Consider the following 26,999-nt stretch of genomic DNA (forward strand, 5'->3'; position numbering starts at 1 on the left):
CCACAACACCCAGAACACAATGGACCTAGTTGTTGTAATTTCCTTTATGAGCGTGTTCAACAGAGAGTTGATTGTGTTTCTCGGATTCTATTTCTGTAGAATCTCTCGCAAATACACTGTCAACTCGTCTGCTGCTTTGGCATGGGCTGAGAGCCCGGGATGGCTGCGAGATCCTATCGTTTCTTCCGTCGTGTTAGGCAGTTGGAATACGGACACATTCCGATCCATCGTTCTTTTCTTGTATGCGTCTACCGCTCGGTAGATTGAGGGCATCATCGGAGTACCCAGCATCCCATAGGCCCACACAATATGGGCAGCAGGATTGTAGGTCCGAAGCTTGACAAGAAAACGTTCGATAGCGCTTTCAAAATCTTGTAAATCCTCTTCATTGAATGTACCGTCTTCGTTCAAGCGTTGCTTGTACACTTTCCCGCTTGCTGGGTCCGTCCATGCAGGAGAATAAAAGGCTCCCCCGTCATTAGTCCCCAAATTCACTACGACCACGTCCGGCTGCCATGAGGTAAAATCATGATCTGAAAATGCCCCTAATGCTTCATTTCTCTCACCGGTTAGCACACCACATACCTGCTCATAATATGCGGGTATGTTTGCATGCGGATTATTATCCCAGCTTGTTAGGACACCCCATCCGCTTTGTGATAACACTCGGTAGTCCGCATTCAGTGCTTCGGCTGTTATGGCTGTATAATTGCGTAGTGCTGTGAACAGCATGGGAACCCAGTCTGTCTCCTCCTTCGCTCCAATCGTTCCTTCTCCCGAGGTAATGCTGTCACCGATAAATTCCACCTTGAGGGACTTATCAGTGACTGGCAGCAATTCCCCGTCAACCTTCAGGGCATAGATTTGCAACAAGCAGCGCGAGTCCGAACTCATAGGCTGGACATCCTTGACCACACGGACATTTTTGACCGTATCAGGGTTCAACCCTCTCAAAACACAGATCCAATGTCGTCCCGCGGTCACCATCAGGCGACTCATCGGAACACCATTGATGACAATACTGATCCAGGGTTCATACACCTGGTAATCGGCCTCAATTTCAATCCAAAGCTCTGAGCCTTTGATATTCAATTCAATGCCACTGCCTGTCCAAAACAGAGTAAGAGGTGAACGTGTTTGCGTAGTTCGGCCATGAACCTTTACATGCTTTGCTTTTGTAAGTTGGTATGTCTTCAATCTCTTGTTATGTGACATTTCAACACCCTCCTCATGATATATAAATGAATGCTAGTTTCTGTAATATTGTAAAAGAAGTGACAGGGAATCTCAAATTCTATTTCTAAACAAGCAAGGGTCCAAGGCTTTATATAGATTATTCTTTTCGATCACGGACTTTAGAACAACATATGATATCAAAGAAGCACCAGCCCATTGAATTTTGCTGGTGCTTCTTTGATATACGGAGCAAAGATTACTTGCTAAGTGGATTTTTTCACAAATATTATTTTATCTATTAATTAGCTTTGCCAAACATGACGATATTAATCGCCTTGCCGAAGTCTATACCTATTTTGCCAGTTAACTCTGCTGTTTTTTGTGCTAACACGACTGCATTGACACCACAAGAGAACAGCGCAATATCAAAGTCATCTTTATGTGCTGCGATCCATTGGAGTGTTTCGGGCATTTGTTCATATTGATGAAATGCCAGCGTGTGGGCGATATGCAGCTTGTACGGATCGGCCTCAAGAACAGGCTTTACTTCAGCAGCCGCTCGGGTGACTAGCAGAATGCGTCGATTTTTCAGCATGTCCCAGAAAGCGGGTGTCTCAGCCAAATACCGATTCAGGCAGGCATGGCAAGTCAGCGCGGGGGAAAGAGCATAGTGAGCAAAAACCTGATCGGTCAGCTCCCGCTTCATATAGGATGGTGCTTTAATAGATTCGTCATCATATGGCAAAATGCCAGCAATGCTGGCTTTGCTCACTGCCTCAGCCACCGCGTCCCGTAGTTCCGTATTCGGTAGAAACAGTCCCTTTTGACCGAGATTGGCTTTGACCGCCCAACGTTCCTGTAATACCTTTTCCATCGGCCAGACGGTGTCCTGCGACAACACCAAATTTTCACCATCCCCAATACGAATGAGCGAAAAGGACTGGTGCTGATCGAGTGCCAGCTTCAATCGTTTCAGTACCTCGTCAATCTCCAGATACCTTGGATTCGTCATATCATGTTACCTCCCTGTCGTTCCCTGCTTGTTCAACTTTTCAGATGGAGTAAAAAACTTTGTAATCTATCATATGTCGAAAGCGAAAAGGTTTTTGTATGAACGGCTATTCTTTTTGGATTCTACCTATTTTTACAAGATTCGTTGCATCTGTACGTGCCGTTTCAAAAGCGTCTTCATAACTTGAGAGAAGACGGTTGAAAGGGAGGAAGATCAATGAATCGCAAGATTGTAATTGAAATTAATTTTAATAACTATGGGATGAACCCCAACCGCCTGACACGTGAGTGGATCAGTGAGCGACTGGATATATTCAGAACCTTTACGCTGCGTAGTTTACTCAGTCAGACAAATACGGATTTCTTATCTGTCGTCAAGCTGGCGGGCGGATGCAGTGACATTGTGGAAGAGGAGCTGGCCAAGCATGAGCCCATTCCCGACCATATTCGTTTTGGTACGAGCATCGAAAGTAAACGTCGTATCAATGCGTATATCGAAGACGCGGACGAACTGCTCATTGCTCGAATTGATTCTGACGATTTGTATCACCAGTCATTTGTACAACAGTTGCATGATTACAAGTTTCAACCGGAGACGGTTGCGTTGGTGAACCAGATGGGTTACCTGTGGGATGCCGTTGAGGGGCAGATGGCACCGGTGTTTCACCGTTCGCCTTCTTTTTATGTGTTTCGCTATCAAGTGGAGGATTTTCTAAATGATTACCGTGTCGTCATACCTGGGAAGGGTACGCACGGATATGTAACGGAGCTGCCGCATGAGGTCATTCCGCTTCGCAACTATGTGAACGTCATTCATGCCGCCAATACTTCGGTGAAAAAAGTGCCAGAGAAGGATCGGCTGTCAGAGAATGAAATGAATGCTGTGCTGGCTGAATTTCTGGGAACAGGCATTGCCAATTCATAACGGTCAGGAGGAGATTATATTGTTCAAAGGAAAAAAACTGCTGGTGACCGGAGGAACAGGATCTTGGGGGCAACGCCTAACTGCTGAATTGCTAAAGGAGGGACCGACGGAAATTCGCATTTTCTCACGCGGTGAATTTGCACAGATTGCCATGCAGCGGCAATTTCAATCTGATCCGCGCCTGAATTTCATTATTGGAGATATTCGAGATCTTCAGGCATTGCAGGAGGCATGTCGCGGAGTGGACTATGTTTTCCATTTGGCGGCATTAAAGCATGTCCCCGTGTGTGAGAGACAGCCGGAAGAGGCTTTCAAGACGAACGTACACGGTACGGAAAATGTGATCCGGGCCAGTATTGAACAGGGAGTCGCCAAGGTAATTGATGTCTCTACAGACAAGGCGGTAGACCCGGTGAATGTATATGGCATGACGAAGGCGATAGGTGAAAGACTGATGATCCGCGCCAACACTTTAAGTGAGCGTACTCGCTTTGTGTGTATTCGTGGCGGCAACGTGCTCGGAACAAGTGGAAGTGTCGTGCCCCTGTTCAAGCGCCAGATCGCGGAAGGGCAGGATTTAACGCTGACGAGTCCAGATATGACACGCTTTTTCCTCACGCTCGGAGAGGCGATTGGCTTGCTGCTGAAGGCTTCTGTCACGGCGATTGGGGGAGAGACACTTGTGATGAAAATGAAGGGCTGCAATATTGCAGATCTGGCAGAAGTGATGAAAGAACAGGCGGGGCAGCCTGCGTTGAAAGTGAAGGAGATTGGTATACGTGGTGGAGAAAAGCTGCATGAGGTGCTGATTTCGCCCTATGAGGTGCCGCACACGTATCGCTATGATGATCGTTATTTTGTTATTCTTCCCCAGCAAGCAGACGAACGCTTACTGAGCCAATATGGTGGATTGGAACGAGTGAGCTTCGATCAATATCGCTCGGACGATGAGTTGATGAACCGCGCTGGAATTGCTGAGCTATTGAGAGGCATGGAGTAACGATGAAAGAGGTGGGTATTTTGCAGCTTATGGAGAAAATAACTAAAGGAACTGTAAAGGTTGCGGTCATCGGCCTCGGTTATGTAGGGCTGCCCATGGCAGTGGAAATGGCAAAGGCTGGTTATGATGTATATGGTGTAGATTCCGATCCCGTCAAAGTAGCCAAGCTCCTTCAAGGAAAGTCGTACATCATAGACATTGGCGATGATGCATTGGAAGGTCTGATCGGGCAGCAATTGCATCCGGTTACGGATATCAAGGTGCTGGAGCATGCGGATGTCGTTGTGATCTGCGTGCCTACGCCACTGACGGACGGACACCAGCCGGATACGTCCTATATTGAAACGGCTATTGATCAGGCCATACCTCATTTGCGTAGACAAACACTGTTGATTCTGGAAAGCACCACCTATCCGGGAACGACCGAGGAACTGATTCGGCCGGTGATAGAGCAGCGCAGGGGCTGGACAGTAGGTAAGGATTTTTATGTGTGCTTTTCACCGGAGCGTGTTGATCCGGGCAGCGTTCATTTTAACATTCGCAACACACCCAAGGTGATCGGCGGTTGCACACCGGATTGTCTGGCGGCGGGAGTAGGTTTTTATGGGTCCTTTTTGGACCAGATTGTACCAGTCAGCTCGACAACCGTGGCGGAAGCCGCCAAGCTGTTCGAGAATACATTCCGCAGCGTCAACATTGGAATGGTTAATGAGCTGACAGCCGCCTGTGAGAAAATTGGCATCAATATATGGGAGGTACTGGATGCGGCGGCAACCAAGCCATTCGGTTATATGCCTTTTTATCCGGGACCTGGGATCGGGGGGCACTGTATCCCGGTTGATCCGCTATACTTGTCATGGAAATCCGAGCAGCATGGTTTTCCACTGGAATTCGTGGACTTGGCAGATCGCATGAACCGGCGTATGCCGCTGTATATCGCGGAGCGAATTGAAGCCATGCTCGCTCAGAAAGGTAAAGCCATAAACAAAGCCAAAATTATTCTGGCAGGTGTGGCCTACAAAAAGGACATTGATGATGTTCGGGAATCCCCAGCTCTTGTCCTGTTTGAACATCTAATAAAAATGGGAGCTTCGGTGAGCTTCACTGACCCATATGTATCGAGCTTTAAACTGAACGGTGAAGCAATCTCCTCTCGAACGGCAAATGCCCAGTTATGGGAAAGTGCAGATATCGTAGTCATCACGACAGACCATTCTGTGGTGGATTACCAACAGCTGGTCGACCATGCCCCGCTGGTCTTCGATACACGTAATGCGACTGCACATTGTACAGGTGGACATGTCGTCATCTTGGGGCATCCCGGTGATGGAGGGGGCGCCGCTGTTGGCTAACCGTGATCAGGTAAATGAACGTTATTACGGGCAAATCAATTCGGAAGAGTCCCATGAAGCCACTCGCAATAGAATTCACTGGATTTGCCGCCATGTACAGGGCCATACTGTGCTGGATGTTGGGTGCAGTCAGGGCATAACGTCCATTTTGCTTGGGCGGGAAGGATTTAAGGTAACAGCCATTGATTTGGAAGAGGGCAGCATTTCTTATGCGAAAAAAGAACTTCGCCAGGAATCCGCACCCGTCCGGGGAAGAGTCCACTTTCAGTTAAAGGACATTTCACAATTCGAGCGTCCTCCCGGTGGATTTGACACCATTATTTTAGGGGAGATTTTGGAACATTTTGCGCATCCCCACACCCTGCTGGCTCATGCTTATCGCTTGTTGAATAAAAAGGGAACGCTCGTCTTGTCTGTACCTTATGGATACCATCCGTTTCATGATCACAAGCGGACTTACTATGCCGGGAGCCTCTCCCGTGTGTTGTATCCTTATTTTGATGAACAAGCGCTGGAGGTGCATCACAAATATTTGTGCTTTGCCGGCCGCAAGAAGTCGAAAGAACTGCGTGAGGCCAAACCAGGGGTAGAGCATCTGAATGAATGGATGAAACTGGACGAGGAGCAATTTCGACTGGTGGAGCAGCAGCATGTTCGCAAAATGAATCAGCGAAAGGCCGCACTCGACAAGGCGGTACAGCGAATCCGGCATATGGAGGAACAACTTTTGCCGTTGCACAGGTATGCACGTGTCGAACAGCTAGACAAGACGCAGGCTGAAAGGAGAGGTGCATATACTGATGGCGAGTCTACCGGAAAAGCGACGGCAGAATCAGCCAAAGGTAAAGGGGATGACGTGAAGTCATGATTGAGCATCCAACGACTATCAGCTTGTGTATGATCGTAAAAAATGAGGAGCAGACACTGGCCCGCTGTCTGGATTCGGTCGCAGACCTGATGGATGAAATCATCATTGTGGACACGGGATCGACGGATCAGACGAAGACGATTGCAGCCCGCTATACGGATCGGCTATACACGTTTGTATGGAGGGATGATTTTGCAGCCGCCCGTAATGAATCGTTTGACAAGGCGACGTGTTCCTACATCATGTGGCTGGATGCGGACGATGTGCTGCTGGAGCCGGACCGTGAGCGCCTGCGTGCCTTGAAGCAGCGTTTGTCTATGGATATCGACGCAGTGGTAATGCCACTTCATCTGGCAGAGGGGGAGCAGGGTGAACTGTTGTTCACCTCACGCCGTATCCGTCTCGTGAAGCGTGAGCGACAATACCGCTGGGAAGGGCGTCTGCATGAGGATCTGGTGATACCTCAGGGGCAAATCGTGCATTCGGATGTGGCAGTAACTCACCGCCGAATGCAAGACCACACGCTCCGTAACCAACGTATTCTCGCCCGGTGGATCAGCGAAAGCGGCAAGCTGGAGGGGCGTCTGCTGTATTTGCACGCCAATGAATGTTTTGACCGTAAAGAATATGCCGAGGCGGCAGAGGCGTTCAACCATCTGTTAGAGGAGCCAAGCGGCTACCGTGAGGATCGGATTACCGCTTGTGCGCGGTCGGCGGAATGCTATCTTCACCTCGGGAAGCCGGAGCAACAGCTGGATAATCTGTTACGCTCCTTTCGATACGGTGTACCGCAATCAGACTTGTGCTGCATGATCGGTGACTGGTTTTTCACACGAAACGAATGGACCACCGCCGCATACTGGTATGAAAAGGCATTAGAGCAACAGCATCACCTTCCGGGTATGCGACCTGTTTCACTACCATGCTACTCCTGGTTACCTCATGTGCGGCTTAGCCATTGCTATGCCCATGTAGGTCAGCTGGACGCTTCGTATGAGCATAACCAAACCGCTTTACGCTATTTACCCGACGACCCGCATTTACTGGATAATGCACGCAAGCTCAAGGAGGCTATTTGCAACTCCCCACCCTCAGCCCGTTCCTCAAAATAGTTCAAGCTGTTCCGGTCCGTTATCCTCTTCGGGTGGCTTGCGAAGGGGAAAAGGTTTAGGGTCCATGCCAAGCATGGTCATGAGCTGCCTGGCGTTAGCAGCGGCGTCTCCACCTGAATTGTTATTGAAAATAACACACACCTCACGGCTTTGCTGCTCCAGCTCCAGCAATCTGTCTCTCCATTCGGTCAACTCTTGTGTATTGTATCGATACAGATAACGAACCTCCCGCCAATTAGGCGCGGATCTTTGATTCCAGCCCGATATGTTCCGTCCGTGGAGACGTACGATTGTCAGATTGCCGTCTGTAGCCAACGGCACAATAGGAACCGACCCCGGTCCCGCCTGCGGCTCGTCGCATACGCTGTGTATCCAGCCTTCTTCACGGATGAATGCCAGCGTTTGTTTCCGAAAATCGGGTGTGAACCAGCTTTGATGTCTGAATTCAAGTACGGATGGGACCTCTTCCATCCTTTTTTTCGTGTCTCTCAATACAGCGACATTCTCACGTGTACAGTCGAACCAGGGTGGGTACTGAAACAGCACGGCTTTGAGCTTGCCCGCTTCGCGAAGAGGCTGTATAGATGCATGCAGTGCTTCGTACATGGCATCTATTGTTTTGAAGTAAGGCTGCTTGCCGCGGGTATGTCCAGTCATGCCTTGATAGGCTTTGACGAGAAATGAAAAAGAGTCAGGGGTTTCCGCCGCCCAGCGTGCCATACGATCTGTGGGCTGCACCGCATAGAAAGAACTATCCATCTCTACTACCGGAAAATGGCTTCCATAGACGCTTAGTTTTTGGTTAGCTTTGGTGCCGGTTGGATACAAGTCATCATGATCGCCCCAACCCGTAAGTCCAATTTGAATCATAACTTCCCCGCTCCTTTCTCTTATGAATCCTTCTAAAGGCGTTCCCATGAATCATTTTAATGATAAAATGGGGTGAATCACATGAAGTTGGTATGAAGTTCCTATGAATATTTAAGCTCAAATGAATCCATTTCATAAATGATTAAACCATTTTGATCTATATGTACTCTTTATTAAAGCTACTGAAGGTATTATGAAATGGATTCAAATAACGATTATTGTAACATGTTTGTTGTTCAGGATTTTTTGTAAAACTCTTATTCGTAATGCTTTTGAGTTTCCAGTTTGAAAAAGCTAATATAGTATGTAATAGAGCGAAATGAGTTCATGGAGGAGAAACGATATGGCAGAATGGTACGAGCAAAGCTTTGGGGAAGATTATTTATTGGTATACAAGCATCGCGACTTTCAGGGAGCCTATCAGGAAGTGCAAAAAATGATCTCCTGGCTCAAATTACCGCAAGGCTCCAGCGTATTGGATTTATGCTGTGGGATGGGCCGTCATTCGCTTGCGCTCGCAGATGCAGGTTATAAGGTGACAGGTGTAGACCTTTCCAATGTGCTGCTGAGAGAGGCTCGTGCAGCTGATTCCGAAGGGCGGGTAAGTTGGCATCAAGGGGATATGAGAGAGGTGCCGCTGGATGAAAACTATGACGCGGTGATGAATTTGTTCACCTCCTTTGGTTATTTTGAAAAGGATGAGGAGCAGCTTAAAGTATTAAAGGAAATATATCGGCTGTTGAAGCCGGGAGGACGCTTTATCATAGATTATTTGAACCCTGCTTATGTAACCGCTCATTTGGTACCGCATTCGTCACGGGAGGATGAAGGGAATTGGATTGAGGAGCATCGGGTCATTGAAGATGGCTTTGTGAAAAAACAAATTGCGATTCGGTCAGCTGCATCCGTTGCGGGCACTGAGGTAGCCTCTGCTCTGGGCACGACTCCTACTGAGGGAGAACCTGCGCGTGTGTATCATGAACGAGTGAAGCTATATCCATATGAAAAGTTTCGTGGATTGCTAGAGCAAGCCGGACTATCTGTAGAGCAGGTACACGGAAGCTATAATGAAGATCAATATATTGAAGATGCTTCGCCTCGAATGATTTTTGTCGGCGTGCGGGCTTAAAACAGAAAGGCGGATGGAAGCCATGAAATTGCCAGAGCTTACACCGTGTGAGCGAATAGACGGAGGCTTTCAGGTCAAAATATCCATGTCCTTTCCGCTGCGCTGGGTGAATAGCTATGTGCTCAAGGGACAGCACGGTTTTACGATTGTAGACCCGGGGCCGCGCAATATGGACACTGAGGCAGAATGGGCGCATGTCTTCCAACAGCTGGGGATGTCTTTTGGGGATATCTCTGACATTGTGGTGACTCATCATCACCCCGATCATTACGGATTGGCGGGCTGGATGCAGCAGCAAAGTCAGGCTCGTGTACATATGTCAGCTCGAAGCCATAAGGAAGCGATGATGATGTGGGACGCTCCAGAGTCGACGGTCGCTATGGAGAACAGGCTTCCCAGCTTTTTTGTCCAGCATGGCTTTCCTTTGGAGCAAGTGTCGGCCTTGGAATTACATATGCGGCAGGCATATTTGCAAGTAAATCCACAGCCTGAAATTACCGTTATTCCTACCGGGATGGACGCTCGTCTGGAATGGGGTGAACGCAGTTGGCTCCCCGTCGAGACAGGAGGACATGCGCCCGGACATGTGTCCTTATATGACCCGAATAGCGGCGTTATCCTCTGCGGTGACGCAGTTTTGCCGCAGATTTCTCCTAATATCAGTCTGCTGCCAGACAGTGATGCCCAGCCGTTGAAGTCTTATGTAGACGGCTTGCAGCGTCTAGGCGAGCTGGAGGTAGCGTGGGCATATCCGGGGCACCGCAATCCGTTTGGTTATTTTCGGGAGCGGACGCAAGCGTTGCTGGCGCATCATGAAGAACGGCTGGAGAAATTTCAGCAGCTGATCCAACCGGAGGGCAGCACAGCCTATGAGCTGTGCATGGCCATGTTCGGTGGCAAGCTGGGTATTCACCAGCTAAGGTTTGCCATGTCCGAGACGCTGGCTCATCTGGTGGAACTGGTGCGCCGTGAACGGGCCTCTATGAGCGAGACGGACTCAATCACGCGCTTCTATCCCCTTTGCCGTCAATAGTCGCGGAAAGTCAACCAACAAAGTGACATGACAAGAGCAACATGACAAGCGGCATGCATGCCGGAAAAGAGGATTTTATGAATTTGCTGCTGCTGGGAGCTACCGGACGCGTAGGACGGTACATATTAGATTATGCATTAGCGGACGGCCATGCCGTTACGGTCCTTGTTCGTTCACCGGACAAGCTGGAGGATTACGCACCCGGATACGGGAATCAGCTGCAAATCGTACAAGGCGATGCCACTAATGCAGAGGACGTAGCACAAGCGCTGAAGGGTAGGGCGACGGTTGTGATCAGTGCGCTGAATACGGATGGAACGACTACCTTATCCGCTAATATAGCCCTGCTGATCCGGCTCATGCAGGAGCAGTCCATTTCCCGGCTCATTACGGTAGGAACGGCAGGGATTTTACAAAGCCGGACCGAACCGGACCTGTATCGGTACGAGTCCTCCGAGACCCGGCGACGCAGCACTCGTGCGGCCGAGGAACATCGGCGAGTGTACGAATTGCTGCGTGAATCAGCACTAGACTGGACAATCGTATGTCCAACCTATCTGCCAGATGGAGAGCATACAGGGATTTATCGTGTGGAAAAAGATTTTTTGCCTGAAGGTGGCTCACAAATTACCACCGCGGATACGGCTGATTTTACCTATCGTCAATGCAAGAGTTACGAATTTATCCGTACACGGGTAGGCATTGCCTACTAATCATAGAACGCAAAAATAGCTTCATTTTTAAGTATTCAACCAGAGCGCGGTAAGTGTACCTACTCATTGCGTTCTTTTTTTCATTTGACAAATACTCAAGCTTAGAATACTATGATTCTTAACGGAAACACTGTTTCCTAAAATCTTGTGTAGATCTTTAATTTATTATAGTAGCATCAAGCGACAGTTCTTAATAAGCAAAAGGAAGTGTATTGAATCATGTCCGAGCCATCGCATCCCTATAAAACCTATTCGGAAGTGAAGCTACAGCAGCAGCAATTGCTACGTAAAAATGTCATCGATGCGGCATGCATCCTTCTTGCGGAAGAAGGGCCAGAGGCCGTGACCGTGCGGCGAGTTGCGCAGAAATTAAGCTGTTCCACCAAGATCATTTACAGTATTTTTGGCAGTAAGGACGGTCTTGCCAATGAGATGTACCTGGATGGATGTCGGCTATTGGCTGAATCCTTCCAGCAAGTACCTGTTACCGAAAGCGTACTCGCTGATCTTGAAGCTCTATGCTGGGCGTACTGGGAATTTGCGCAGCTTCATTCAGCTTATTACAAAATGATGTTTGGCGGTGCATTATCTGATTTCAAGCCGGATGAACAGAGCTTGGAGGGTACCACAACGGCATTGTCACGAATTCTGCACACCGTCACACATGCTATGGAGATAGGGGCACTGAAAGAGGAAGATCCGCTGTTGGTTGTCCGAATGCTGTGGTCTGCTTTACATGGAGTCATACATCTTCAGTTTGCAGGTCATTTTTCAGATGTAGATATGGCTCAAGGAGTGTATACATTTACACTGAAGAATACGCTCGTAGCATTTAAAACATCCTCATCCCCATCGTAAATATGAAGTGTACTGAGGTCGTCATAGTAGATGACTTCAGTTCATTATAGAGTAGTGGTAACGATGTTTCTAAAATAAAACTATGGTACTATGGAGGTTATCATCATGTTTATGTACGCAAACAAAACAGCTCTGATCACAGGGGCTTCATCAGGGATTGGCGAGGCCTTTGCCTATTCGCTCGCAGCTAAGAAATGTAATCTCATTTTGGTAGCACGCAATGAAACCAAATTAGAGACGCTGGCTAAAGAACTCTCAGCTAAATATAACGTAAAAGCAACGGTGATTGCGATGGATCTTTCCACACCAGGAGCACCACAAGCATTGCATCAGGAGGTTCAAAAGCAACAGCTAAAGGTAGATCTCTTGATTAACAACGCCGGTTTTGCCACCTATGGATACTTTGAGCAGGTTTCAGGAGAACGACAGCATGAGGAAGTGATGCTCAATGTGGCTGCTTTAGTCGACATCACACATGCATTTATGCCTGATTTATTGCGTAAGCGGGATGGTGGATTAATCAATGTTTCTTCCACAGCTGCATTTCAGCCCGATCCTTATATGGCGGTGTATGGGGCAACCAAAGCATTTGTGCTTTCTTTTACTGAAGCGCTATGGGCCGAAAATCGGAAACGGGGGCTTAAAGTTCTGGCCCTTTGTCCAGGCTCAACAGAAACGCCTTTTTTTGATATTGTTGGCGCAAGTGAAGCGTCAGTTGGAATTAGGGAAACTCCCCAAACCGTTGTGAAGAACGCGTTGAGAGCATTTGAAAAGGGGCGTAGTCACATCATTTCCGGTCGCCAGAACTATTGGGTAGCTCAGGTGTCCCGGTTATTCTCTCGTCAATCCACGCTGGGAATTGTAGAACGTGCACTGCGTCCAAAAAATGGATTGTAATTTATGAATGAAGGTAATCTGGGCTTGAAATGTCAGGATTGCTAATCAATATGTTGTGAGTTTTATGCACCGGGTCTGATCGTTTCTAACTCGACTTGAATCAGACCCGGCGTTCCTATTTGTATAGATCAAGCACTTAGACCTTATTCAAGCCCTCGGGAATATAGTAAAATTCCATCCCGTTTCTCCCAGCCGTTAGCTGACCAGAAGCGTTGCCCCCCTGCGTTATGCTCCATTACAAACAGATGACATTTATCAATGCCTTCTCTCAGCAAAGCAGATAACGCCTTATCCACCAGTCTGGGCGCGATCCCTTGACCACGATGTGCTGTGGCTACACCCAGATGATACAAAAACCCCCTGCGAGAATCGTGACCCGCTAAAATCGTGCCTATAATGTTTCCATTGTACTCACAGACAAAGCTAAGTCCTTCGTTCCGTTGTAAAAAGCGTGCAATCCGCTCCGGTGAGTCAGCCTCGCTTAATCCTAATCCGTCTAAGCCATTCCAAAGCTCAATGACCTGATCATAATCGTCAGCCTGCATCGTACGGAATGTATATCCTTCAGTTACGTTTGCCATGTCTAGTTCTCCTCTAAGCTTGTCTATATCTGTTATATTCTAACGTGTTGTTTATAATTTAGGGTGTTATTGTTTTTTTAACGGGTTGTATTCGGTGCACTTTCTTCCCCAAGCTCCTGCTCGCGTTCTGCCTGTTTGCGATGGGCGATACGGCTGCTGGCCGAAGCTGCGATAGCGCCCACGATGTCGTCCAGGAACGTATGGATCGGCCCGAGGCTTTTATCGTTCAGGCGTTCCAGCACACCCGGTTTAAGCTTATCGACATAACCGTAATTGGTAAATCCAATGCTGCCGTACACATTTACGATGGAGAAGGCCAGAATCTCATCCACTCCGTATAATCCCTCATCATTCTCAATCATGTCCTGCAATGGGGGAAGAAGAGCGCCCTGTTCGGCAAGGATGTCCAGTTGGATGCCCGTGAGCACTGCATTTTGAACCTCGCGCTTCATCAGCACCTTGTCCACATTCTCAATACATTCTTCCATCGTTAGGGTCGGGTAATATTTTTTTTGTAAAAGCATGACCAGTTCTGCGATTTCAGTCAGGTGTACACCACGCTTGTGCAGCAACTCGCGGGTGGCATCGGCTACCTTTTTACTATTCAGGCTGTATGGTGCTTTTTTCTTGTCCATAAAGTTGAAATTCCCTCCTCGTATAGATCCTGATTTCTACTGCAATTATGACCAGTGTGTCCAGTCTGCTGAAAAAGTAGTTATTTTTTACGCGAGGCTCGTATACATATTAGTACAATCTGTACAAAATTGTTAGGGAGGAACTTCACTTATGAATATAAAACACCCATGGCGTATGACCTCTGTAGCTGGACTGCTATCCCTACCCCTGTTGTTGTCGGGCTGCAGCCTTTTCGGCAACGAATCGGCATCCATTGACCCCCCGCCGTCCACGACAGAGCAGTCCATGATTAAGGCTGTAACCGGAAAAGCACCTGCCAGTACAGGTCAACTGAGGGCTGTTTTTTTGCAAGACCATAACGGTTTGCTGGCCCCGGTATCTTTACCGATTGCTACAGGTGATGTGCAGGCAGATGCCAAGTCAGCGTTGGAAACATTGGTTGAGGGCGGGCCGTATGCTGGATTATTACCAGAGGGATTTAAAGGGGTCATACCCCAGGGTACAGAAGTAAAAAGTGTGACAGTGGACAAGAACAACAAGCTGGCTGTTGTCGAATTCAACAAATCTTTCGCCAACTATAAGCCACAAGAAGAACGAAAATTAATGGAGAGCTTGACCTGGACCCTAACCGACCGTCCCGATATTGAGAGCGTACAGATCTGGGTGGATGGCAAAAAACTGAACGAAATGCCTGTTGGCGGCACACCGCTAGATCATCCATTGACGCGTGCAGTAGGTATTAATTTGGAAATTGGTCATGGCGTGACACCCCTGGATTCCAGTCCAGTCACTGTGTATTTCTCTTCTTCTTCTCCTGCTGGAGTTCAATACTATGTACCTGTAACCCGGTTGGTTAGCCCTGAGAAAGATCGTGTCCAGTCAGCACTGCATCAATTGATTCAAGGGCCGCAGACCAAAGATGGGTTACAAGAAGTGATGACAGGGGAGACGGCGCTGAAATCGGTAGAACGCTCCAAAGACAACGTAATTACGGTATCTCTCTCAGATGATATGTTTGCTAAAGGAGAAGCTGTGCCTGCTGAATTTTTGGAATCGGTTGTGCTGACAGCGGCAGACAATTCAGATGATGCGGTCAAAACAAAAATTCGGATTGAACTGAATGGTGAAAAAAGCGTAATTGGACAAAATAATCAAAATTATGGAGAGCCTGTAGCCAAGCCGCAACATATTAACGAAATCCCTCTTTAAGGGCGGAAAATCGTCCTTGGGGTGCTTTTGCCTGCACACTTTGGTAAAATAAACATATAAGAACAGGTTGCATACGACGTAGGAGGAAAAAGCATGAGTAGATCTAACGGACGAAACGGTGATGAGCTGCGCCCGATGAAATTGACAGCAGGAGTAAATAAATACGCGGAGGGCTCTGTTTTTATAGAGGTTGGCGAGACGAAAGTCATTTGCACGGCTACTGTAGAAGAACGCGTACCCCCCTTTATGAAGGGACAAGGAAAGGGCTGGGTGACCGCAGAGTATTCCATGCTTCCGCGTGCGACTCATAGCCGTAATCAGCGTGAAGCTGCTCGTGGCAAGCTGACAGGCCGTACCATGGAAATTCAGCGTCTGATTGGAAGAGCGTTGCGTTCGGTGGTCAATTTGCAGGCGCTTGGTGAACGGACGATTACGTTGGATTGTGACGTCATTCAGGCGGACGGCGGAACACGCACAACCTCAATTACCGGTTCTTTCGTAGCGTTGGCGATTGCGGTCAATAAAATTGCCACCCAGCACAAGTTGCCTGTTTTTCCAATTACCGATTTCCTGGCTTCCGTCAGCGTAGGGGTTGTTGGTGAAAAAGCGTTGCTTGATCTGAACTATGAAGAGGATTCCAAGGCCAAAGTAGACATGAATCTTGTCATGACTGGCAGTGGAAAATATGTTGAGCTGCAAGGTACAGGTGAAGAAAGCCCATTTGACCGTAACGAATTGGATCAACTGCTTAGCTTGGGCGAACAAGGGATTCTGCAAATGATTGAGCGCCAAAAAGAAGTGCTTGGACCGATTGCTGATAAGATCGGTGCTGGACGTACAGGAGCTGGCGCCTAATGCGGCTGGATGGCCCGGTCGTCATTGTCGCTACGAAAAATAAAGGAAAGGTACGGGAATTTGCGCATGCTTTTGCGCCGTTTGGCAAGGAAGTCAGAAGCATGTACGATTATCCCGACATTCCTGATGTCGTTGAAGATGGCAAAACCTTTGCCGAAAATGCACTGAAAAAAGCTAAAGCGGTTGGAGATGTGCTCGGTTTGCCCGTACTAGCCGATGATTCCGGCCTCTGCGTGGACTTGCTGGACGGTGCACCGGGGGTATACTCTGCCCGTTATGCTGGAGAAGGTGCCAGCGATCACGAAAACAATATTAAGCTGCTCGACGTTCTAGAATCGAAGCAGCTGGGTGATGATACGGGACAGCCTTTGCTAAGCCCGGCTCAATTCGTCTGTACCTTGATTCTATATAATCCGCAGACTGGCGAGACGTTGGAATCGACAGGCTCTGTGGAGGGCTGGATTACTACTGAAACCGCCGGCAGCGGCGGGTTTGGGTATGATCCGCTGTTTTATTTGCCAGAGTTTGAAAAGACAATGGCCGAGCTGACGTTGGAACAAAAGCAGGCTATCAGTCACCGAGGGATAGCTCTGCGTGATTTGGCAACAAAACTGGGTAATCCACAGGCATAGCATTGGTAACAGGGGCGAAATCATCCCCCATTCACATAACGAAAAAAAGGCTATCCGTCAGTCATAAACTGCGGATAGCCTTTTTGGTACTTTCTGTTCCCCATAATGTACACAGCGAAAAATTGCGGCTGCCGCTTAGAAGCTCTATTGCTTCAGCATTCAGCGTAGCTTATCGAATAGCAACCTTGTAAGTGCGCAACCAGTTATCCACTTGAGCCAAGTAGGCGAACAACTGGGGACCCGACATCAGCTGACCAAACCAAGGCAGGTTGGTGGATGCCTCCGGTGAGGCGGCAATATCACGTACCTTTTGCGCATCGATCAGCTTGAGCAGTGGGGAAGAGGAATCATCCAGTAGCTGCAGCGCCTGCTTTTTCACAGCCTCAAGATAGGAAGGGTTATGCGTTTTGGGATATGGGCTTTTTTTGCGATACAGCACATCATCCGGCAGTACGCCCTCCAGCGCCTTGCGTAAAATACCTTTTTCACGTCCGCCTGTCATCTTGATACTCCACGGAATGTTCCATACATATTGTACCAATCGATGATCGCAATACGGCACCCGCACTTCCAGTCCGGCTCCCATACTCATCCGATCCTTGCGATCCAGTAGAGTAGGCATAAAGCGGGTGATGTTCAAATAGGACATGACGCGCATTTGCGCAGCTTTTCCTGTTTCCCCCGGTAGCTTCGGCACTTCTCCTACCGCTTCTGAGTAGCGATCGTTCAAATACTCCAGCGGCTTGATCCAGTCCCGTACCTCAGGAGACAACAGACTGGCTCTCATATCGGGTGCAACTGCCCACGGGAATGTACCCGAATTCAGCATATCCTCCCGGTGGAACCAAGGATATCCGCCAAAAACTTCATCCGCAGCCTCGCCGGAAATAGCGACCGTAGCTCCTTTTTTAATCTCCCGGCAAAAGAGATACAGCGACGAATCCACGTCCGCCATTCCGGGTAAATCACGCGTTAGTGTGGAGTTGTTCAGAGCTGCTACGACTTCTGGCGTATCGAATTCAATCCAGTGATGATTTGTCCCTAATTCATCCACCATCCGCTGAATCCAGGGGGCATCGGCTCCGGGTTGAAACGCATGGGCTTTAAAATGCTTGTCGTTATCCACATAATCGACCGAATACGTATGAACTTGTCCCTGCCCGGTACGTTTGTAATAATCGACAGCTAATGCGGATAGAGCGCTTGAATCCAGCCCGCCAGACAATAAGGTGCAGACTGGAACATCCGAAATGAGCTGCCGCTCCACCGTATCCAGCAACAGTTCTCGTACCTTAAGTGCCGTTTCTTCGGTGTTATCCTCATGCGCAATGCTTTCCAGTGTCCAGTAGGCTTGAATGCGCACGCCGTCGCGGCTGTAGGTTAGCGTATGCCCGGGGCGTAGCTCCTTCATGGACGAATAGACGCCGTGTCCGGGGGTACGTGCAGGCCCGACGATAAAAATTTCGGCTAATCCCTCGGCGTCCACTGCTGCCTCTACCGCTGGATGCTGGAGCAGTGCTTTGGGTTCTGAGCCAAATACGAATACTTCTTCGGTCTGGCTATAAAATAACGGCTTCACGCCCAGCCGATCCCGTGCCAGAAATACCTGCTCCCGCTCGCTATCCCAGACCGCAAACGCAAAAATGCCGTTTAACCGATCCACACATTCAGGGCCCCATTCGATATAGGATTCGAGCAGCACCTCCGTGTCGCATTGTGTACGGAAAAAATGCCCGCGCTGTTGCAGCTCTTTTTTCAGCTCAGGCGCGTTATATATTTCCCCGTTATATACAATCGTATAAGTGATATCCTCTAGCTGCCGGATCATGGGCTGAGCGCCATTTTCCGGGTCCATAACGCTCAATCTTCGGTGTCCGAAGGCACACGGGTTGGATATCCAGGTACCCGCAGCATCCGGTCCGCGATCAGAGAGCGTCTGTGTCATATTCAGCAGCAGCTCAGATTGATGCATTAAGTCTCCGTTCCACTGTATGAAACCTGTAATTCCGCACATGTCTGTTCATCCTCTCTTTGTCGTGTTCATCCAGTGTTGGAATGAATCAAAAACTAAATCCCCAGTTCATCAGTATATATGCCGAAATGAAGCATAAAATGTCTGTCCGTTCCGAAAACTACAGATGGGGCAACCCGTCTACTCGCAAGGAAGGAGGGAGACCATGTACTACATCAAGGATGCCAAAATACGCCGGTTCACTGAACTTGACGGAGTGCGCTGTGCTGAGGTAGAGGTGCGGCCCGGTGCTGCAGATGACCCGGAACTGCTGGTCTATATTACGGCCAAGGATCAGACGGATGGTCAGCATGACTATGACATGGTACGGATCATCCGCAATGACGCCGATCTGGAGCTGGATTGGTACGACAATAATCTGCATTCGGCATTTGAGGAAGTGACAGACAAGGCTTTTACCGACTCTACACACATTACTGCTGGTGAGGAGCGAGAGAAGTTTAAAAAAGAATTGCTCTCCTATGGGCAGCTCAGCACAGAGTTCGCCAAGGAGTTCGGGGCATGAGGATATGGTGTGCTATGCCTCGGCTTTTGTTGATTTGGGCCCCGGCGCCATCGCCGGATCAGCGTGAAAGGAGGGGGAAATCATAGACGGCAAAGCGAATTATAAGAAAAACAAAGGCAGCAGTTATATTCATAACAATGAGTTCGCGGAAGAAGTGCTGGAGAAAAACGTAAGACATGAAGTACGGAGAAGTCCTAAACGCTTTGGGAATAAATAAGCAGCCATTGAACCCAATAGCAACAGCAACTCATCAAAAATGACCCTAAAGAAGCCTCCGTATCCCGCCAAATTAGCGGTATGTAGGAGGCTTCTTTTTGAACTAAGCCGCTTCACGCAGCGTCATAATCCCTTTGTAGATGTTATAAACAAAAACCCCGAGATAGACCACTACGAATAGCAGTACAAAACCGATCACTGAACCTGCATGATTCGCCGTAATAATAAAATACACGAGCGGAATTGCCGCAATAATGGGGAAAATATGCGATAAAATAGCTTTTTTTGCATGTCCCTGAACATATTCGTCCCGTACTGCAATCCACACAATGACAGGCACTAGAAAAGGTGCGAAGAAAATGCTGAAATAACAAAGTGACGACAAAAGACCTCTCACAGATTAACCCCTCCTTTATGCATGGTTCTTTGTACATAATACCCCGTTAGCGTCCAAATGATTCCTTTTGCAGCCCACTTCCCTATATCATAAAAAAATGCTTTTGACAGTTGCCCGAAATGTGATATAATAATCAATGCGCTGAATACATAAGGTTTTATTGATTTACATCTTGTCCCAGTAGCTCAGCTGGATAGAGCAACGGCCTTCTAAGCCGTCGGTCGGGGGTTCGAATCCCTCCTGGGACGTCGAAGCGTTCAGATATGTAAAGTTTGAACGAAATTAAAAATGCTTCAAATCCTTGATATATAAGGGTTTGGGGCGTTTTTTATTTTATTGGGGTTACGATAGAAAACGTTAGAAAAAGGTGTGATCAATACACCTGCACGCTATATAAACGTTCAAAAATGTCTGTTGTTTTGAATCCTGTTCACGTAGCTCTTTCATAAGGTGGGCATATGTAGAGGTAGTGATATCTAATGAGGCGTGACCAAGCCGCTCCGAAACATACAGTAAACTAATACCTTTATATAGTAGCATGCCTGTTGAATAACCACAAAATGGTAGAAAAAAGATCTTCTTTTCTGTAGAATCGTTGGTACCATCCAAACGAATCCGAAAGAAGACGATCTCATGAAAAATTCTATCACGATTACACCTATCCTTGAATCCATGCTGACTCCTGAAGAAGTTCAAAGGGTTGTGAAGTTAATAGGCCCAAAAGAATTATTACTCATCGATTCAACCACGATGACGGTGGGAAAAACGCGTTTGCCTTGGGCTCCTTATCACGGGGAGCGTGCAGGTATTAAACTTCAAGTCGCTTTACGAGCAGAAAATGGGCAACCCTTCAGGTGATCGAAACGCTGGGCTTCAAGCATGATGGCCCCATGAGTGAAGCGTTGGCTCAACCGGACTACATTTTGGTGATGGACCGTGCTTATGGGAAACTGGAGCGTCTGGATCACTTCAAAACCCATGGACAATCGTTTGTCATTCGGCTTCGCGATAACGTCCATTTGGAAAAGCCTCATGCGCTACGTCGCCTTACGAAGCCAGATTCATCTGTCATTCGGGATATCACTTGCCAGTTGGGGACCCCTCAGTGTCGTTCCAGACAACGTCATCGTGTGGTGATGTTTCGGGATTTTGAAGGTCGGGAAATTCGGGTGGTTACCGATTTAATGCAGGTGACCGCAGAACAAATCGCACAGATCTATAAGGCTCGATGGCAGATTGAAGTCTTCTTTCGTTGGATCAAGCAACATTTGAATATTCCATCGCTGTTTGGTACGACTGAAAATGCGGTCTATGGGCAATTATTCTGTGCTCTAATCGTCTATGTCCTGCTCAATTGGCTATTTGTTGCTGCTCAGACTTCATGGTCCCAACATGCCGTTCTTTCCTTTGCGCGATTTTCTCGTCTATTTCTTCTTCAAAACTACCTGTTGAATGGCTGATTCAGATTCAGCGTGTTCTTCTTCAGTGCACCTCTTGTTTCATGAATTGAGTTACTTATTTTGGTTATTCAACAGGCGTGGCAGAATCTAAAAGTATCTATAATCATAAAGATTTATTCCACTTTTAGATAAGGATTGAGAAGACCATTTCAGCTAACTGCGGCTTTAGTTTAATAACAATCTTCCATAAAAGAGCGCGATTCTATAATAAGGATCAGTTCGTTTTCATTAAAGGGCCATATTATATCTTTTAATTTAAGTGAAACTGCCTAAAAAGTATGTTAATATCAGATTTAACAGACAGACAAACTAGTATTTATAGAGGCGAAATTATGAAAAAATATAGAATATATCAAGTAGACTCATTTACAAAAAATAGATTTCATGGTAACCCTGCTGGGGTTGTTCCAAATGCAAATGGACTTACAGATGAGCAGATGCAGAGAATTGCAAGAGAATTAAATAATTCGGAAACTGCATTTATTTTTGAAACAGATTCTTCAAATTATGATGTTGAAGTAAGATTTTTTACTCCAACAACAGAGGTTCCAATTTGTGGTCATGCAACAGTAGCAGCGCATTATATTTATGCAATTGAGAGAAAAGCTGAAACTGGAAGAATTATTCAAAAAACAAAAGCAGGTATATTGCCTGTTGATGTTATAAAGTATGAAGATGACTATTCTATTGTAATGACACAGGGAGAACCTTCTGTATCAGAGCCTTTAAATGATGAAATAAGAAGTCAGATTGCAAATGCGTTAGGTATTTCTTGTAAAGATATTTGCATGGAATATCCAGTTGCAATATCTTCAACAGGTCATTCTAAGGTAATGGTTCCGATTTACTCCAATAAAATACTACATAGTTTAAAACCTGATTTGCAGAAGCTTACAGAAATCAGCAAGCATATTGGATGTAATGGATATTATGTTTTTACATTAAATCCACAAGAGGATATATTGGTTCACGGAAGAATGTTTGCTCCTGCAATTGGAATAGCTGAAGACCCGGTGACAGGAAATGCAAACGGACCGCTTGGAGCCTATTTGGTACACTATAACATTTTGCAAAATGAGAATGAGCAGTCTTTTGATTTTGATATTTTACAAGGTGAGGCAATCAAAAGAGAGGGAACAATGCATGTTCATGTGAAAAAGGAACAGGGAAAACCCGTATTAGTTCAAATTACGGGGAAAGCGGTTATTGCTTTTTCAACGGAGATCATACTTTAAAAAAGTCTAACAAATTTATCAATAAGCTTAATGACGGATTGTCAAGCCAAGTACAAACCCAATAACACCAACGTCCCAGCAAGTACTCCTGGGACGTATAGCAAAAAGCTTCCTACATGGAGGAAGCTTTTTTGTGTTCCAGCAGGATAATTGATTCTAGCTTTATACCGTCGCCTTCTCCTTATGAGCAAAGAATTGAGGTAGATGCTCTTTGTGTGCTTCTAGCAATTCATCCAGTACGGTTTGAGCAATGTCCCCGCTTGGTACGAGCGGATTCAGGGTGAAGGCTTGCAGTGCTGTTGCATAGTCACCGGTGACCGCCGCTTCAATCGTCAGCTCTTCCATTGCCTTCATTACTTGCAGCAAGCCCCGCTGTGCAGGTGGGAATTTGCCAAAGTTGACAGGTTCGGCACCGTGGGCGCGAATAACACTGGTCACTTCGATGGCGCTATCATAAGGAACATCATCAATCGCACCATTGTTACGTGTACTAACGACCATCAATGTGCCTTTGTTGTTATAAATGGAATTAATGATTTCACAGGCTGCATCGCTGTAATGCGCACCACCGCGTTTGGATAATTCCTCTGGTTTGTAATCCAGATTCGGATCTTTATACAGTTCGAACAGACTTTCTTCCAGACGTTTGACCACTTGGCCCCGAGTTCCTTCGTTTTTGGCTTCCTCTAATTCTTCCTTGAGCATGTTATCCGTCATATAGTAATACCGATGGTAAGGACAAGGCAGCATTTTCAATTGACGAACTTGATCATACAGGAAGCGCATGTTCTTAATATTTTCAACGACTTTCTCTGGTTTTGCACCCGGAGCGTACAGTCCTTCAATAACTTGCTCTGTTAATTCGGCCCCTGTTTTGTCATAAACCTTGTGCCAATGAAGGTGGTTAATCCCTGCAAATTTAAAGAACAGCTCTTCTTCCGGTTTGTCCAGCACAGCTGATGCACTCTTGATCGCGCCGATTGGAACATTACATAATCCGATGACTTTATCCCACTGACCATAACGAAGCACGGCTTCGGTGACCATACCCGCAGGGTTGGTAAAATTAATCAACCATGCATTCGGACATAGTTCTTTCATATCTTCGACGATACTGAGGATAACGGGTATGGTGCGAAACGCTTTGAACATTCCTCCGGCCCCATTGGTCTCCTGACCGATCATGCCATGTTTTAACGGAATACTTTCATCCTTAATCCGGGCTTCCAGCAAGCCTACCCGAAATTGGGTCGTTACAAAATCGGCGTCCTTCAACGCTTCCCGACGATCCAGCGTCAAATGTACCTCACAATCAATGCCTGCAGCCTTCACCATCCGTTTGGCCATAGCACCTACGATCTCCAATTTTTCACGTCCTGCCTCAATATCTACCAGCCACAATTCCCGAATGGGAAGCTCTGCATAACGTTTGATGAAGCCTTCTACTAATTCTGGTGTATAGCTGGAGCCTCCGCCAATGGTTGCAATCTTTATGCCTTTTTTCATAGTTAGTGCCTCCTAAGTATGTTTTGTAAACCGCTTTCTTAAGCACAAATTCACTGTAATCCCTGTAATGCATTACAGGTCAAGCGCTTTTAAAAAACTTATTTTGGGAAGGTGACAATTATAGGGCGGACACTACGAACATGCTAAACACGAACATGCTAAAATAGAAAGAACGAGGTGAGAAAAATGGCGAATATTCATGAAATTGCAAAGCTGGCGGGGGTATCCTCGGCTACGGTGTCCCGTGTCATTAACAACCATCCGTACGTGAGTGAACCCACAAGGCAGCGCGTGCAGGAGGTCATAGATCGGCTGGATTATGTTCCTAATTTAAATGCGGTATCTTTAAAAAAGGGCATGACCAAGCTCATAGGGATTATTTCACTTTCTTTTAATGATTCATTGGGTTTATTTGTGCGTGGATTTACAATGTATGCCCAGGAGCATGGCTTTAATATAGCGCTGTTTATTACGAATGGGGAGAAGGGGCGAGAACTTGAGGCGCTGGAAATGTTGCGGAGAAAGCAACTGGACGCCTTGGTCTGCATGATTCGTGTCAATGAGTGGAGTGTGATTGAGCATTATACAAAATATGGTCCGATTGTGACCTGGCAGCGTGTAAACATTGAGGCAATTCCGTCTGTATTTATGGATCAGTATCAGGGCTATACGCTGGCATTGGAACATTTGTACGCCCGAGGATATCGGAAAATTGTGAATGTGTACGGCAGCATGCGGGGGTTGAATACAAAAGAACGCATTCGAGCTTATCATGACTTTTGCGAAAAATATGATTTGGACGCTGAGGCCTTCCCGCATTTTTATGATTTAAATTCAATAGCAGCTGGTGAACAAATAGCTCATTGGTGGGCAGAACGAGCACAAACTGACAGGCCGGACGCCTTTGCCTGTTCTACCGATTATTTGGCAGCAGGTCTTTTGACTGAAGCGCGTAGGCTAGGTGTTTCTGTACCGAGTGATTTTGCAGTAGTAGGCTTTGACAACACCGAAATCTCGCATTTGCTTGATTTAACTACGATCCATTACCCGATAGACAAGCAAGCTGAGAATGCGTTCATTATGATTCGAAATGCCCTCGAAGGGCTGGATGAAACGATACATCATCTGGAATTCAAATTAGTAGAGCGAGCGACCACCTGATTCCAAAAGGGACCTCATGTTAGTGGTTATTAATTTCCATATTAAAGTTTATATAGTAGGAATAATGGAAGAAAAATGTTGACACATGTTAAAACTTGGTGAATAATTTGAGGTGAAAGTATAAAATTTGGATTTTTTGTATGAAGGGTGGTTATGACTTGGGACATACACCTACGATTTTGACGAAGTTAGAGGATTATTTAGGGGAAAACAATTTGACGCTGGCACAATTTGCCGAACATTCAGGTGTTCATCAAAGAACACTTAATAATTGGATTGCCAAGCATCGTCCTGTTGCTATACATCAGCTTGATCGAATCACTTGGGCTATGGGACTACCAGAAGGTTTTTTTTACGAACTATACATAGATAACTACATCATTGAGCGTTCCCCGGATTGGAGGCGAATTGAGCCGTTGTTGTTTCGCTGTGCGGAACTGGACAAGTTGGATGCTATCCAGCTTGTAGTGGGACATATTATGGACAACCTTCTATATTCCCCAAAGTTATTTGATGCAGCAGAAAAATTATTCGCACAAGGTCAGCACAATGCTGCATTGTTGCTCTACGAAGGGATTGCGGAAGGCGAGAAGTACCAGCATTCTGAACGTTTGGCTATCTGTCAGTATCGTCTGTTTACCATTCAGGTGGGTAACAATCAGATCCGAAATCTCAAGGCGGCTACACGATTTGAACCCTTTGTCGAACGTCTGAATGAAATAGATCAACTCGATGCGTTAAAAGATTTGGCGAATGTGTATCGTTCTCTGCGTGAATGGGACAAGCTCGATGCAACTGCTCGAAAAATGAGAGCCAAAGCGGAGATCCAATACTCTTTGAAACATCAACAGAAAAAGCGAGAGTGGGAGGAGTCTGAAAAGAGGCTGAGTCGCCCGATGTTTGTGTACATTACCTATGCTGATTTACTGTGTGCGAGTGTCTGTGAAGCCCAAGGCGATTATCAGCAAGCATTACAATTTACAAATGCATACGCAGATTTAGATTGGGTGATCGAGACAGACCAGAAAACTCAACACTGGGTCAACTTGTTCAAGCATTGGGCAGAAGGTAATACTTATGTAAATAAACTCCTATCTGGAGATACGAATGTGCTTCCTCATTATGTTGAATATATTGCATCCACATCAATCACTACCGAGAATGAAAAGCTATCCAAGTTGCTGAACGTTATGATAGCTGCTAACCGATATGCAATAGATATCAATGATGTCCTTTCACGTTTTGAAGTGGAGATTAATTCTTTTGCTCTGCTATCACAATCCACTGATATGTACACTCAACAAGTGATGCCGGATTATTTTGCATGGTTTGGTTACGAACTGGCTTATTACTATTTAAGACGGGGAATGTTCAATGATGGCTTTAAACACTTAATATATGCATTGGTAAAAGCCCACATACTAAATAATGAGACTTATTTTATAAACTGTACGGGACTTTTTGCACATTTCCAAGCACATGCGCTTCCCGAAACAAGGGAAGAGTATTTCAAACTATTAGAAAAGGTGTGGTTAGACAATGTTGAAAAAAATGATTCTGCTGGTCATCGCAGCTAGCTTCTTGTTTATTTTAGCAATGCCTGTTCAGTCACATAACCAAAATCAAAGAA

At 46.6% G+C, this 26,999-nt stretch carries 27 protein-coding genes and 1 tRNA gene; 20 read left to right on the forward strand and 8 right to left on the reverse strand.

From position 1 onward, the window contains the following. Nucleotides 1-87: 87 nt before the first annotated feature. Nucleotides 88-1,215 (reverse strand): SGNH/GDSL hydrolase family protein, encoded by a 1,128-nt coding sequence (locus tag WA407_RS16330; RefSeq protein WP_336077791.1) that lies wholly within the window; start codon nt 1,213-1,215, stop codon nt 88-90. Nucleotides 1,216-1,474: 259 nt separating this feature from the next. Continuing rightward, complete coding sequence (locus WA407_RS16335; protein WP_235308526.1) at nt 1,475-2,188, reverse strand: GT-D fold domain-containing glycosyltransferase; 714 nt, start codon at nt 2,186-2,188, stop codon at nt 1,475-1,477. Between the two features lie 216 nt (nt 2,189-2,404). Between WA407_RS16335 and WA407_RS16340 the strand changes: the two genes are divergently transcribed. The 5 genes from WA407_RS16340 to WA407_RS16360 are packed head-to-tail and all read left to right on the forward strand — an operon-like array spanning nt 2,405 to nt 7,444. Then, on the forward strand, nt 2,405-3,112 hold the full coding sequence (locus tag WA407_RS16340) for a glycosyltransferase family A protein (protein WP_235308528.1): 708 nt from the start codon (nt 2,405-2,407) through the stop codon (nt 3,110-3,112). Nucleotides 3,113-3,131: 19 nt separating this feature from the next. Continuing rightward, a complete protein-coding gene (locus WA407_RS16345; protein ID WP_235309846.1) occupies nt 3,132-4,112 on the forward strand; it encodes a polysaccharide biosynthesis protein in 981 nt (326 codons plus the stop codon). Nucleotides 4,113-4,114: 2 nt separating this feature from the next. Further along, the gene (locus WA407_RS16350; protein WP_235308530.1) at nt 4,115-5,464 is read left to right on the forward strand and encodes a nucleotide sugar dehydrogenase; all 1,350 of its coding nucleotides are present in this window, start codon (nt 4,115-4,117) and stop codon (nt 5,462-5,464) included. Continuing rightward, complete coding sequence (locus WA407_RS16355; RefSeq protein WP_336077833.1) at nt 5,457-6,332, forward strand: class I SAM-dependent methyltransferase; 876 nt, start codon at nt 5,457-5,459, stop codon at nt 6,330-6,332. The genes WA407_RS16350 and WA407_RS16355 overlap by 8 nt, the downstream gene beginning before the upstream one ends. Further along, nucleotides 6,329-7,444, forward strand: coding sequence for a tetratricopeptide repeat-containing glycosyltransferase family 2 protein (locus WA407_RS16360; RefSeq protein ID WP_336077792.1), 1,116 nt, complete (start codon nt 6,329-6,331; stop codon nt 7,442-7,444). The genes WA407_RS16355 and WA407_RS16360 overlap by 4 nt, the downstream gene beginning before the upstream one ends. Here the strand turns inward: WA407_RS16360 and WA407_RS16365 are convergent. Beyond that, a complete protein-coding gene (locus WA407_RS16365; protein ID WP_336077793.1) occupies nt 7,436-8,314 on the reverse strand; it encodes a DUF72 domain-containing protein in 879 nt (292 codons plus the stop codon). The genes WA407_RS16360 and WA407_RS16365 overlap by 9 nt on opposite strands. Before the next feature lie 343 nt (nt 8,315-8,657). Between WA407_RS16365 and WA407_RS16370 the strand changes: the two genes are divergently transcribed. The 5 genes from WA407_RS16370 to WA407_RS16390 all read left to right on the forward strand — a co-directional run bounded on the left by WA407_RS16370 (nt 8,658) and on the right by WA407_RS16390 (nt 12,944). Then, complete coding sequence (locus WA407_RS16370; RefSeq protein ID WP_039272606.1) at nt 8,658-9,443, forward strand: class I SAM-dependent methyltransferase; 786 nt, start codon at nt 8,658-8,660, stop codon at nt 9,441-9,443. A gap of 22 nt (nt 9,444-9,465) precedes the next feature. After that, on the forward strand, nt 9,466-10,476 hold the full coding sequence (locus WA407_RS16375; protein WP_039272604.1) for an MBL fold metallo-hydrolase: 1,011 nt from the start codon (nt 9,466-9,468) through the stop codon (nt 10,474-10,476). Nucleotides 10,477-10,553: 77 nt separating this feature from the next. Beyond that, nucleotides 10,554-11,189, forward strand: coding sequence for an NAD(P)-dependent oxidoreductase (locus WA407_RS16380; RefSeq protein ID WP_336077834.1), 636 nt, complete (start codon nt 10,554-10,556; stop codon nt 11,187-11,189). 219 nt (nt 11,190-11,408) lie between these two features. After that, on the forward strand, nt 11,409-12,047 hold the full coding sequence (locus WA407_RS16385; protein WP_061828860.1) for a TetR/AcrR family transcriptional regulator: 639 nt from the start codon (nt 11,409-11,411) through the stop codon (nt 12,045-12,047). Between the two features lie 105 nt (nt 12,048-12,152). Next, the gene (locus WA407_RS16390; RefSeq protein WP_103050104.1) at nt 12,153-12,944 is read left to right on the forward strand and encodes an SDR family NAD(P)-dependent oxidoreductase; all 792 of its coding nucleotides are present in this window, start codon (nt 12,153-12,155) and stop codon (nt 12,942-12,944) included. A gap of 143 nt (nt 12,945-13,087) precedes the next feature. On the opposite strand, the gene WA407_RS16395 is transcribed toward WA407_RS16390, so the two are convergent. Beyond that, the gene (locus tag WA407_RS16395) at nt 13,088-13,525 is read right to left on the reverse strand and encodes a GNAT family N-acetyltransferase (protein WP_235308545.1); all 438 of its coding nucleotides are present in this window, start codon (nt 13,523-13,525) and stop codon (nt 13,088-13,090) included. A gap of 77 nt (nt 13,526-13,602) precedes the next feature. Continuing rightward, nucleotides 13,603-14,160 carry a phosphatidylglycerophosphatase A family protein gene (locus WA407_RS16400; RefSeq protein WP_039272599.1) on the reverse strand — a complete coding sequence of 186 codons (558 nt, stop codon included), beginning with the start codon at nt 14,158-14,160 and terminating at the stop codon, nt 13,603-13,605. Nucleotides 14,161-14,311: 151 nt separating this feature from the next. Between WA407_RS16400 and WA407_RS16405 the strand changes: the two genes are divergently transcribed. From WA407_RS16405 to WA407_RS16415, 3 genes are all read left to right on the forward strand, one after another. After that, nucleotides 14,312-15,370, forward strand: coding sequence for a GerMN domain-containing protein (locus WA407_RS16405; protein ID WP_023990027.1), 1,059 nt, complete (start codon nt 14,312-14,314; stop codon nt 15,368-15,370). Nucleotides 15,371-15,463: 93 nt separating this feature from the next. After that, the gene (gene rph, locus WA407_RS16410) at nt 15,464-16,225 is read left to right on the forward strand and encodes a ribonuclease PH (RefSeq protein WP_013311675.1); all 762 of its coding nucleotides are present in this window, start codon (nt 15,464-15,466) and stop codon (nt 16,223-16,225) included. Next, a complete protein-coding gene (locus WA407_RS16415; protein ID WP_013311674.1) occupies nt 16,225-16,857 on the forward strand; it encodes an XTP/dITP diphosphatase in 633 nt (210 codons plus the stop codon). The genes rph and WA407_RS16415 overlap by 1 nt, the downstream gene beginning before the upstream one ends. A 169-nt stretch (nt 16,858-17,026) precedes the next feature. On the opposite strand, the gene asnB is transcribed toward WA407_RS16415, so the two are convergent. Continuing rightward, entirely contained in the window at nt 17,027-18,871 is a 1,845-nt protein-coding gene (gene asnB / locus WA407_RS16420) for an asparagine synthase (glutamine-hydrolyzing) (protein WP_254329161.1), read from the reverse strand. Between the two features lie 163 nt (nt 18,872-19,034). Here asnB and WA407_RS16425 point away from each other — a divergent pair, with 163 nt between their 5' ends. After that, on the forward strand, nt 19,035-19,394 hold the full coding sequence (locus tag WA407_RS16425; RefSeq protein WP_013311672.1) for a hypothetical protein: 360 nt from the start codon (nt 19,035-19,037) through the stop codon (nt 19,392-19,394). A 319-nt stretch (nt 19,395-19,713) separates the two neighbouring features. On the opposite strand, the gene WA407_RS16430 is transcribed toward WA407_RS16425, so the two are convergent. Further along, on the reverse strand, nt 19,714-20,007 hold the full coding sequence (locus WA407_RS16430; RefSeq protein ID WP_016324668.1) for a DUF4870 domain-containing protein: 294 nt from the start codon (nt 20,005-20,007) through the stop codon (nt 19,714-19,716). Nucleotides 20,008-20,181: 174 nt separating this feature from the next. On the opposite strand from WA407_RS16430, the gene WA407_RS16435 reads away from it, so the two are divergent. From WA407_RS16435 to WA407_RS16450, 4 genes are all read left to right on the forward strand, one after another. Then, nucleotides 20,182-20,255 (forward strand) — tRNA-Arg (locus WA407_RS16435). Nucleotides 20,256-20,640: 385 nt separating this feature from the next. Then, entirely contained in the window at nt 20,641-20,865 is a 225-nt protein-coding gene (locus tag WA407_RS16440; RefSeq protein ID WP_235308547.1) for a hypothetical protein, read from the forward strand. After that, nucleotides 20,862-21,467, forward strand: a complete 606-nt coding sequence (locus WA407_RS16445) for an IS4 family transposase (protein ID WP_235308549.1) — start codon at nt 20,862-20,864, stop codon at nt 21,465-21,467. The genes WA407_RS16440 and WA407_RS16445 overlap by 4 nt, the downstream gene beginning before the upstream one ends. A 332-nt stretch (nt 21,468-21,799) precedes the next feature. After that, complete coding sequence (locus WA407_RS16450; protein ID WP_235308551.1) at nt 21,800-22,702, forward strand: PhzF family isomerase; 903 nt, start codon at nt 21,800-21,802, stop codon at nt 22,700-22,702. A gap of 162 nt (nt 22,703-22,864) precedes the next feature. Here the strand turns inward: WA407_RS16450 and WA407_RS16455 are convergent, their stop codons facing one another. Continuing rightward, on the reverse strand, nt 22,865-24,208 hold the full coding sequence (locus WA407_RS16455; protein ID WP_013311670.1) for a 6-phospho-beta-glucosidase: 1,344 nt from the start codon (nt 24,206-24,208) through the stop codon (nt 22,865-22,867). Nucleotides 24,209-24,394: 186 nt separating this feature from the next. Between WA407_RS16455 and WA407_RS16460 the strand changes: the two genes are divergently transcribed. Together WA407_RS16460 and WA407_RS16465 are read left to right on the forward strand one after the other, a co-directional pair. Next, entirely contained in the window at nt 24,395-25,369 is a 975-nt protein-coding gene (locus WA407_RS16460; RefSeq protein WP_061828852.1) for a LacI family DNA-binding transcriptional regulator, read from the forward strand. Nucleotides 25,370-25,509: 140 nt separating this feature from the next. Further along, nucleotides 25,510-26,946, forward strand: a complete 1,437-nt coding sequence (locus WA407_RS16465) for a helix-turn-helix domain-containing protein (RefSeq protein ID WP_442952039.1) — start codon at nt 25,510-25,512, stop codon at nt 26,944-26,946. The last annotated feature ends 53 nt before the right edge of the window (nt 26,947-26,999 follow it).

Origin of the sequence: Paenibacillus sp. 203 (assembly GCF_037027525.1) — a bacterium.
GTDB classification, from domain to species: domain Bacteria; phylum Bacillota; class Bacilli; order Paenibacillales; family Paenibacillaceae; genus Paenibacillus; species Paenibacillus polymyxa_B.